At 70.9% G+C, this 9,031-nt stretch carries 8 protein-coding genes and 1 pseudogene; 8 read left to right on the top strand and 1 reads right to left on the bottom strand.

Going from position 1 to position 9,031, the window contains the following annotated elements; all coding sequences use genetic code 11:
- The 3 genes and pseudogenes from NH339_RS08570 to NH339_RS08560 all read left to right on the top strand — a co-directional run.
- Nucleotides 1-405, top strand: a pseudogene (locus NH339_RS08570) (lytic transglycosylase domain-containing protein); the annotation flags it as partial.
- Between the two features lie 25 nt (nt 406-430).
- Nucleotides 431-1,090: a hypothetical protein gene (locus NH339_RS08565; protein ID WP_253024382.1), complete on the top strand. Its 660-nt coding sequence runs from the start codon at nt 431-433 to the stop codon at nt 1,088-1,090.
- A 256-nt stretch (nt 1,091-1,346) separates the two neighbouring features.
- Nucleotides 1,347-2,303, top strand: a complete 957-nt coding sequence (locus NH339_RS08560) for a hypothetical protein (protein WP_253024380.1) — start codon at nt 1,347-1,349, stop codon at nt 2,301-2,303.
- A 103-nt stretch (nt 2,304-2,406) separates the two neighbouring features.
- Here NH339_RS08560 and ndk read toward each other — a convergent pair whose 3' ends face one another.
- Nucleotides 2,407-2,817, bottom strand: coding sequence for a nucleoside-diphosphate kinase (gene ndk / locus NH339_RS08555; protein WP_253024378.1), 411 nt, complete (start codon nt 2,815-2,817; stop codon nt 2,407-2,409).
- A gap of 159 nt (nt 2,818-2,976) precedes the next feature.
- Here ndk and NH339_RS08550 point away from each other — a divergent pair, with 159 nt between their 5' ends.
- The 5 genes from NH339_RS08550 to NH339_RS08530 all read left to right on the top strand — a co-directional run bounded on the left by NH339_RS08550 (nt 2,977) and on the right by NH339_RS08530 (nt 9,002).
- Complete coding sequence (locus NH339_RS08550; RefSeq protein WP_253024376.1) at nt 2,977-4,662, top strand: glycoside hydrolase family 13 protein; 1,686 nt, start codon at nt 2,977-2,979, stop codon at nt 4,660-4,662.
- A 104-nt stretch (nt 4,663-4,766) separates the two neighbouring features.
- The gene (locus NH339_RS08545; protein ID WP_253024374.1) at nt 4,767-6,080 is read left to right on the top strand and encodes an extracellular solute-binding protein; all 1,314 of its coding nucleotides are present in this window, start codon (nt 4,767-4,769) and stop codon (nt 6,078-6,080) included.
- Nucleotides 6,077-6,988, top strand: a complete 912-nt coding sequence (locus NH339_RS08540; protein ID WP_253024372.1) for a carbohydrate ABC transporter permease — start codon at nt 6,077-6,079, stop codon at nt 6,986-6,988. The genes NH339_RS08545 and NH339_RS08540 overlap by 4 nt, the downstream gene beginning before the upstream one ends.
- A gap of 1 nt (nt 6,989) precedes the next feature.
- Complete coding sequence (locus tag NH339_RS08535; RefSeq protein ID WP_253024370.1) at nt 6,990-7,835, top strand: carbohydrate ABC transporter permease; 846 nt, start codon at nt 6,990-6,992, stop codon at nt 7,833-7,835.
- 3 nt (nt 7,836-7,838) lie between these two features.
- A complete protein-coding gene (locus NH339_RS08530) occupies nt 7,839-9,002 on the top strand; it encodes an ABC transporter ATP-binding protein (protein WP_253024368.1) in 1,164 nt (387 codons plus the stop codon).
- Nucleotides 9,003-9,031 lie beyond the last annotated feature (29 nt).

The raw sequence follows: 9,031 nt of genomic DNA, 5'->3' as shown, positions 1-9,031 counted from the left end.
CGCGCCGCCGACGAGGCCCGCGAGGCCGCAGCCCGTGCCGAGGCGCGCCGCAAGGCCGCCGCCGAGGCGAAGGCGGAGGCCGCTCGTCAGAAGGCGCTCGAGGACGCCGACCCGCGCGCCGTCGCGCAGGCCATGCTCTCCGACTTCGGGTGGGACGCCAGCCAGTTCCAGTGCCTCGACAACATCTGGACGCAGGAGAGCGGCTGGCAGGTCGACGCCGAGAACCCCGGCTCCGGTGCCTACGGCATCCCCCAGTCCCTGCCCGGCTCGAAGATGGCGTCGGCCGGCTCCGACTGGCAGACCAACCCCGCCACGCAGATCCGGTGGGGCCTCGGATACATCCAGGACCGCTACGGCTCCCCCTGCGAGGCGTGGTCGTTCAAGCAGGGTGCCGGCTGGTACTGAGCCGACGTCCGTAGGCTCTCCTGCCATGGGTCTGTTCAACCGGCGCAAGCCGCCGATCACGCTCTCCTACGTCCCGAAGTCGACCGATCCCGACGCGCCCGACCAGACGGTCACGCTGCGCAACGGCTCCGAGGTCGGGCTGCGTCCGGTCCTGCGCTTCGTCCCACGCGACGTGTACGGCCGTGAGCTGCCGAACGTCGAGGTCGGCACCGTGCTCGGCATCGACCGCGGCGAGGTCGTCGCGCCGCCCGGCGCGAACGCCGTCGACGTGCTGCACTTCCACGGGCAGGGCGCCCGCAACGTGCGCGGTGTCGAGGTGCACGTCGAGTCCATGGAGCAGGTCGACCTCGACGGCGTCGTCGCCCCGGTCGAGGCCGTCATGGTCGATCTCGAGGAGCGGGCGACCCTCGAGCCGGCGGAGTTCTGGGGCGTCGGCCTCGTCAACCGCAACGAGGTGCCGATCAGCGTCGGCGTCACCCTCGTCGAGTACGAGGACCGGGTCGGCGACGCGCCGCGCCAGGCGGTCGACGCCGTGACCCTCCAGGGCACCGTCGACATCGCCTCGCAGTCGCACGAGGTCGTCTGGCTGCCGGAGGAGGTCCGCGGACGCTTCCACGGCGTCCTCGCCCACGTCGTCGTCCCCTGGGCGGGCCCCGCCGACCCTCCCCCGCTCGACCCCGCCTGATCGACGAGTCTCCTTCTGCACGACCGGCCCCTCCGGTCGGCGCGGCCACGATTCTCCATCCGAGTGGGCAGAGGTTCTTCCTTCCCGTGGACCGTGCCACGAGAAGGGAGAAGCACTGACCACGCCGAGGGAGAATCGTGCTACCCGATCCCGCGACGACGGGCGGGTGTCCACAGCCTCCGTCGCCGCCGCGTCGTTGTCCACACCCGCCGAGCAAGCGGTGGAACCGGGCGCCGGTCCGCCACAGCCTGGATGCATGCAGACCGTCATGCCCGTCGCCGATGCCAACCTCACTCACGGCACGTACGCCGTCCGACGACACGTCGAGACCAGGCTCTGGCAGCGCCCCTGTCGCGGGGTCGTGGTACTGCACAACGCGCCGCTGACCCCGCTCGAGCGCGACCTCGTGGCGCTGCACTCGTCCCGTGCGGGTTCCGCCCTGTCAGGCGCGACGGCGCTGCGATACGACGGACTGGACGGGCATGACGACCGACACCACGTCACGCTTCCCGCCGGCGCCAAGCCGCCCTCCTGGAGCCACGCCACTGTGCACTACTCCCACGAGCTCAGCGACCTCGACGTCCACCCCAGCCGAACCCCGCGCCGGACGCGACCGGCAAGGTCGGTGCTCGACGCTGCCGCCTGGCACGAGTCCGAGCGGTACGCGCGATGGCTCGTGATCACCGCCTTGCAGGCCGGCCTCGTCAGCACCCGCACCTTGCGCGAAGCTCTCGCCCGGCGAGGTCACTGCCGGCACCGAGCCGTCATCGTGCAGTCCATCCTCGACGCGGCCGGAGGGATCCAGTCGGTGCCCGAGCACGACTTCTCGACGATCTGGCGAGCAGCGGGACTCCCCACGCCGACCCGCCAGCGACCGGTGCGCAGCCGGGACGGCCGTTACTACCTCGACGTCTGGTGCGACGCGCTCGGCTTCGGCGTGGAGGTGCACGGCATCCCGCACCTCGCCGTCGAGCAGTGGGACCGCGACCTCGAGCGCGCGAACGAGATCGTGATCAGCGGACGAAGCGGACTCACCTTCTCCTCGTACGCCGTCCGCAACCACGCCACGACAGTGATGGACCAGCTCGACCGCATGGCGCGCGCCCACGGCTGGGAGGCGCTCCCGAACGCGGCACTGCTCCCGATCCCCCCACGGGTACGACGCGAACGACGACGTCGCGCCGCGCAGCAGCGATCGCGCCGCTCTCGGTGAGCTCGGCATCGGCAACGCTTCTCCCTTCCCGTGGACCGTGCCACGGGAAGGGAGAAGCGTTCGTCTCCCCTGGGGTGCTGTTGCAGAAAGGGAGAATCGTGGGTCAGGCGAGGGACGGGAACCAGAGGGCGATCTCGCGGGCGGCGGACTCCTCGGAGTCCGACGCGTGGACGAGGTTCTCGCGGTTCGACAGCGAGAGGTCACCGCGGATGGTGCCGGGGGCGGCGGCGCGGCCGTCGGTGGCGCCGTTGAGCGCGCGGACGACGGCGATCGCCTCGTCGCCCTCCAGCACGAGGGAGACGAGCGGGCCGGAGGTCGCGAAGTCGCGCAGCGGCGGGTACCAGGGCTGCTCGACGTGCTCTGCGTAGTGGGCGTCGGCCTGCTCGGCGTCGATGGCGCGGTGCTCCATCGCGACGATCGTGAGGCCCTTCGCCTCGTAGCGGCGGAGGACCTCGCCGACGAGGCCGCGGCGGACGGTGTCGGGCTTGAGCAGGACGAGCGTGCGCTGGGACATGCCCTCAACCTAGCGGGGGCAGGGCTCCCCGACCGACCGTGGTGGCTGCGTCGGTAGCGTGGGACACGACCTCCGGCGGCGGGGGCGCGGGCCCTCACCCACCACCTGGCGGCGGCACGACGCGTCCTCGACCGTCGACCCGCGAGCCCCGGAGGAACCGTGAGCAACCAGCCGTGGTGGCGCCACGCCGTCATCTACCAGGTCTACCCGCGCTCGTGGGCCGACGCGGACGGCGACGGGCTCGGCGACCTGCCCGGCATCACGTCGCGCCTGGAGCACCTCGCCGACCTCGGCGTCGACGCGCTCTGGCTCTCGCCCTTCTACGTCTCCCCGCAGAACGACGGCGGATACGACGTGGCCGACTTCCGCGACGTCGACCCGCTGTTCGGCACGCTGGCCGACTTCGACGCCCTCGTCGAGCGCGCCCACGACCTCGGCCTGCGGGTCGTCGTCGACGTCGTCCCGAACCACACGTCGAGCGAGCACCCGTGGTTCCAGGCTGCGCTCGCCGCCGGCCCCGGCAGTCCCGAGCGGGCCCGCTACGTTTTCCGTCCGGGCCGCGGCGACGACGGCTCCGAGCCGCCGAACAACTGGCAGTCGAAGTTCGACGGCCCGGCCTGGACCCGCACGACCGACCCCGACGGCTCCCCCGGCGAGTGGTACCTCCACCTCTTCGACAGCTCGCAGCCCGACCTCGACTGGACGAACCCCGAGGTGCACGCCGAGCTGGAGTCGGTGCTGCGCTTCTGGCTCGACCGGGGCGTCGACGGGTTCCGCATCGACGTCGCGCACGGCCTGGTGAAGGCCGACGGGCTGCCCGACGCCGACCTCGCCCTCGACGAGACGCGCGACCGCAGCAGCCTCCTGCCCATGTGGGACCAGCCCGGCGTGCACGACGTGTACCGCCGGTGGCGCGCGCTCGTCGAGGAGTACCGCGGCACGCAGACCGCGCTGTGGGGCGAGGACGACGACCGGATGCTGTGCGGCGAGGCGTGGGTGCAGCCCGCCGAGGCCCTCGCCGCCTACGTCAGGCCCGACGAGCTGCACCAGACCTTCAACTTCTCCTTCCTCATGACGCCGTGGCGGGCCGACGCCCTGCGCGCGTCGGTCGACGACGCCCTGGCCAGCGCCGGCGCCGTCGGCGCACCGCAGACGTGGGTGCTCTCCAACCACGACGTCGTGCGCCACGCGACGCGTCTGGGCCGCTCCGACGCGACGCAGGTGGCCGAGGTCGAGGGGATCGGACCGCACGACGAGCAGCCCGACCCCGTGCTCGGTCTGCGCCGTGCCCGCGCGGCCACCGCACTCATGCTCGCGCTCCCCGGCTCGGCCTACCTGTACCAGGGCGAGGAGCTGGGCCTGCCCGACCACACGCGGCTGCCCGACGAGGTGCTGCAGGACCCGACGTTCGCGCGCTCGGGCGGCACCCGCCACGGCCGCGACGGGTGCCGCGTGCCCGTGCCGTGGGCGTCCGACGGCCCGTCGCTGGGGTTCGGTCCCGGCGAGCCGTGGCTGCCGCAGCCGCCCGAGTACGCCGACCTGGTGCCCGGCCGTCAGCGTGGCGTCGAGGGCTCGACGCTCGAGCTCTACCGACGGCTCCTGCGCGTCCGTCGCGAGCTCGGGCTCGGCACCACCACCCTCACGTGGCTGCCGGACGCCCCGCCCGACGTGCTCGCCCTGCGACTCGTGGACGCCGACGGCGTGCCCGTCGCGGAGGTGCGCACGAACCTGTCCGACGCCCCTGTCCCCCTGCCTGCCGGCGAGGTCCTCGTGGCCAGCGGCGACCTCGACGACGGCCGGCTCCCGTCGGACACGACCGTGTGGACGCGGCCCGCCGGGTCCTGACCGATCGTCCCGGTCCTGGCTTGCGTCGTCGTCGGCGCACCCCTACGTTGAGGAGTCCCCGTGTGGCGCCGATCACGACGGGACGAGCGAACGGGAGGCAGCTCATGACGGGCAGACGACGACGGACCGCAGCGGTGGTCGCGAGCGTCGCGCTCGGCTCCTCGCTGCTCGCCGCGTGCGGCGGGTCGAGCGGGAAGCCGACGCTGACCTGGTACATCAACCCCGACGGCCAGGACACGCTCAACGCGCTGGCCGAGAAGTGCAGCACCGACGACTACGACATCGCCATCCAGCTGCTCCCCGCCAGCGCCACCGACCAGCGCACCCAGCTCGCGCGCCGTCTCGCGGCCGGCGACAGCTCGACCGACCTGATGAGCCTCGACCCGGTGTTCGTGCCGGAGTTCGCGAACGCGAAGTGGCTCAAGCCGTTCGAGGGCGAGCAGGCCGCCGCCGTGCTCGACGACGACGTCCTCAAGGGCGCTGCCGAGACGGTCACCTGGAACGACCAGGTCGTCGCCGCGCCGCAGTGGGCCAACACCCAGGTGGTCTGGTACCGCAAGTCCCTCGCGCAGGCGGCCGGCCTCGACATGAGCACGCCGGTCACCTGGGACCAGGTGATCGACGCCGCCTCGCAGGAGGGCGGCACCGTCGGCGTGCAGGCCAACAAGTACGAGGCGTACGTCGTGTGGATCAACAGCCTCGTCCAGGGCGCGGGCGGCAACATCCTCGACCCGTCCACGGTCGAGGACGGTCGCGACGCCAAGGTCACGATCGACAGCGCGGCCGGCAAGGAGGCCGCCGCCGTCATCCAGAAGCTCGCGCGGTCCAAGGCCGCGCAGCCCGACCTCACGACGTCGAACGAGGGGACCAGCCTCGGCCAGATGTTCCCGGCCGAGGGGCCCGGTGAGTTCATGACCAACTGGACCTTCGTCTACAAGAACTACGAGGGACTCGTCGGCAAGCCCGGTGGACCGAAGGACGAGGACGAGCTGGAGGACCTCGGCTGGGCCCGCTACCCACAGACCGTCGAGGGCGAGGAGTCCCGCCCCCCGATCGGCGGCATCGACATCGGCGTCGGCGCCTTCTCGAAGCACCCCGACTTCGCCCAGGAGGCAGCCGTGTGCGTCACGAACGCCGAGGCGCAGCGCGACCTCGCGGTCAACGAGGGCCTCATGCCGGCGCGCCAGTCGGTGTACGACTCCGCGGCGCTCAAGGACGCCTATCCCGCCGACCTGCTCGCCCTGTGGGCCGACAGCATCGACACCGGCGGCCCGCGCCCGAAGAGCGCGTTCTACAGCCAGATCTCGAGCGCGATCCAGTCCGTCTGGCACTCGCCGCGCCAGGTCGACCCCGACACCACGCCCCGGAAGTCGGCCGACTTCTTGAGCGCCGTCCTCCGAGGGGAGGCCCTGCTGTGAGCACCTCCACCGTCAACCGCGCCTCCGACCGCACCCGCGCCGAGAACCGGCTCGCGCTCAAGCTGGTGGCACCGGCCGTCGCGCTGATGCTGCTCGTCACCGCGTTCCCGATGCTGCGCGCGCTCTACCTGTCGTTCTTCAGCTACTCGCTGACGGCACCGGACGAGCGGGAGTTCGTCGGGCTCGACAACTACGCGACGGCTCTCACCGACGGCCTGTTCTGGCGGGACACCGGCAACACGGTCTTCATCATGGTCGTGACCGTGGCCGTCGAGCTCGTGATCGGGTTCGTCTTCGCGATGGTGATGCACCGGCTGGTCTTCGCCCGCGGGCTCGTGCGCACCTCGATCCTGATCCCCTACGGCATCATCACCGTCGTCTCCGGCTTCGCCTGGCAGTTCGCGTTCTCCAACACCAACGGCTTCGTCAACGACGTGCTGCCGTTCGTCGGCTCCGACTTCAACTGGTTCGCGAGCTACGAGAGCTCGATGGTCGCGATCATGGTCTCGGAGATCTGGAAGACGACGCCGTTCATGGCACTGCTCCTGCTCGCCGGCCTGGCCCAGGTGCCCGAGGACATGCTCGAGGCGGCCAAGGTCGACGGCGCGACGTGGTGGCAGCGGCTGTGGAAGGTGATCCTGCCGAACATGCGCGCCGCGATCATGGTCGCGGTGCTGTTCCGCGCGCTCGACGCCTACCGCATCTTCGACAACATCTTCGTGATGACCGCAGGCGCCAACGGCACCGAGTCGATCTCCTTCCTGACCTACCGGCAGGTGATCGAGCAGTTCCAGCTGGGCATCGGCTCGGCCCTCTCGGTGCTGCTGTTCCTCTCGGTGCTGGTGGTCGCCTTCCTCATCGTCAAGATCTTCCGCGTCAACCTCGCGGACGCGCGGCAGGAGGCGTGACATGAACAAGAACGCCCTCAACCGGGTCGGCACGCTCGTCGGCTTCGTGCTCATCCTCCTCTGGTGCCTGCTGCCGGTGGCCTGGATCATCTCCCTGTCGTTCAAGAGCCAGGAGGCGGTCACGAACGGCAGCCCCGGGTTCCTCCCGCAGAGCGGCGGTGGCGCGGGCTGGCAGAACTACGTCGACGTCATCCAGGACGAGCAGTTCCGCCGTGCCATCCTCAACTCGATCGGCATCTCGCTGACGGCCACGATCCTCTCCGTCGCGCTCGCCACGCTGACCGCCTACGCGGTGGCGCGCCTGGAGTTCCAGGGCAAACGTTTCGTGCTGACCACGGCGCTCGTCATCGCCATGTTCCCGGTGGTCTCCCTCGTGGGCCCGCTGTTCGACATGTGGCGCACGTTCGGCATCTACGACACGTGGATCGGCCTGATCATCCCCTACATGAGCTTCACGCTCCCGCTCGCGATCTGGACGCTGTCGGCGTTCTTCCGCGAGATCCCGTGGGAGATGGAGCAGGCCGCGCAGGTCGACGGCGCGACGTCGTGGCAGGCGTTCCGCAAGGTGATCGTCCCGCTGGCGGCGCCCGGCGTGTTCACCGCCGCGATCCTGACGTTCTTCTTCGCGTGGAACGACTTCGTCTTCGGCATCTCGCTCACCTCGACCGAGCGGGCCCGTCCCATCCCCGCGGCGCTGTCGTTCTTCGTCGGCGCCGACCCGTTCAACCGGCCGGCCTCGCTGCTGGCCGCAGGAGCCGTCGTCGCCACGGTGCCGGTCATCCTCCTCGTCCTGTTCTTCCAGCGAAAGATCGTCGCGGGCCTCACCGCCGGCGCAGTGAAGGGTTGATCCATGGCCACCATCGAGATGAAGAACATCGTCAAGAAGTACGGTGACGGCTTCCCCGCGGTCAACGACGTCAGCATCGACGTCGCCGACGGCGAGTTCCTGATCCTCGTCGGGCCCTCGGGCTGCGGGAAGTCGACGCTGCTGCGGATGATCGTCGGCCTGGAGGACATCACCTCCGGCGACATGGTCATCGGCGGCGAGCGGGTGAACGACCTCGCCCCGCGCGACCGCAACCTGGCGATGGTCTTCCAGAACTACGCGCTCTACCCGCACCTCACCGTGTACGAGAACATCGCCTTCCCCCTGCGCCTGAAGAAGCGCCCCGAGAAGGAGATCGACGAGAAGGTCCGCCAGGCGAGCAGGACGCTCGACCTCGACGAGCACCTCGAGCGCAAGCCCGGCAACCTCTCCGGCGGCCAGCGCCAGCGGGTCGCCATGGGTCGCGCGATCGTGCGCGACGCGAAGGCGTTCCTGTTCGACGAGCCGCTGTCGAACCTCGACGCCAAGCTGCGCGGCCAGATGCGCACCGAGATCGCCCGGCTGCAGAAGCAGCTCGGCATCACCACCGTCTACGTCACGCACGACCAGACCGAGGCCATGACGCTCGGTGACCGGGTGGCCGTCATGAAGCGTGGCGTGCTGCAGCAGCTGGCGTCGCCCCGCGAGCTGTACGAGCAGCCGGTCAACCTGTTCGTCGCCGGCTTCATCGGCTCCCCGCCGATGAACTTCCTGCCCGCCACCGTCGAGGACGGCCAGGTCACGCTCCCGTTCGGCACGTTCCCGCTGCCCGCCGACAAGGCCGAGCGCACCGCGGGCAAGGGGCTGCTGCTCGCGGGCATCCGCCCCGAGCACTTCGAGGACGTGTCGGTGATGGCCGACGACGCCGTCGACGGCACGCGCACGTTCGAGGCGCACGTGGACGTGCGCGAGTGGCTCGGCGACCAGCAGTACGCGTACGTGCCCTACGACGCCGAGGCGCAGGTGCAGGACCAGCTGCGCGACCTCGCGCGCGAGGCCGACAGCGAGTCGCTGCGCACGCAGCTCGTCGTCTCGCTCGACGCGGCCAGCGGCGCGCAGGGCGACGACGACGTGACCCTGTTCATCGACTCCGACCGGCTGCACTTCTTCGACCCGCAGAGCGGCGAGAACCTGACGGTCGGCCTCTGACCGTCGGAGGCCGGACGAGGACCCGGCCG

It is taken from the genome of Aeromicrobium sp. CnD17-E (genome assembly GCF_024124745.1).
GTDB lineage: Bacteria > Actinomycetota > Actinomycetes > Propionibacteriales > Nocardioidaceae > Aeromicrobium.
This window is presented reverse-complemented; position numbering and strand designations above follow the sequence as displayed.

Bases quoted from the DNA above. Each gene is read 5' to 3' on its own strand.
- NH339_RS08545 (WP_253024374.1), top strand. From the start codon at position 4,767: ATGACGGGCAGACGACGACGGACCGCAGCGGTGGTCGCGAGCGTCGCG.
- NH339_RS08535 (WP_253024370.1), top strand. From the start codon at position 6,990: ATGAACAAGAACGCCCTCAACCGGGTCGGCACGCTCGTCGGCTTCGTG.
- NH339_RS08560 (WP_253024380.1), top strand. From the start codon at position 1,347: ATGCAGACCGTCATGCCCGTCGCCGATGCCAACCTCACTCACGGCACG.
- NH339_RS08565 (WP_253024382.1), top strand. From the start codon at position 431: ATGGGTCTGTTCAACCGGCGCAAGCCGCCGATCACGCTCTCCTACGTC.
- NH339_RS08530 (WP_253024368.1), top strand. From the start codon at position 7,839: ATGGCCACCATCGAGATGAAGAACATCGTCAAGAAGTACGGTGACGGC.
- ndk (WP_253024378.1), bottom strand. From the start codon at position 2,817: ATGTCCCAGCGCACGCTCGTCCTGCTCAAGCCCGACACCGTCCGCCGC.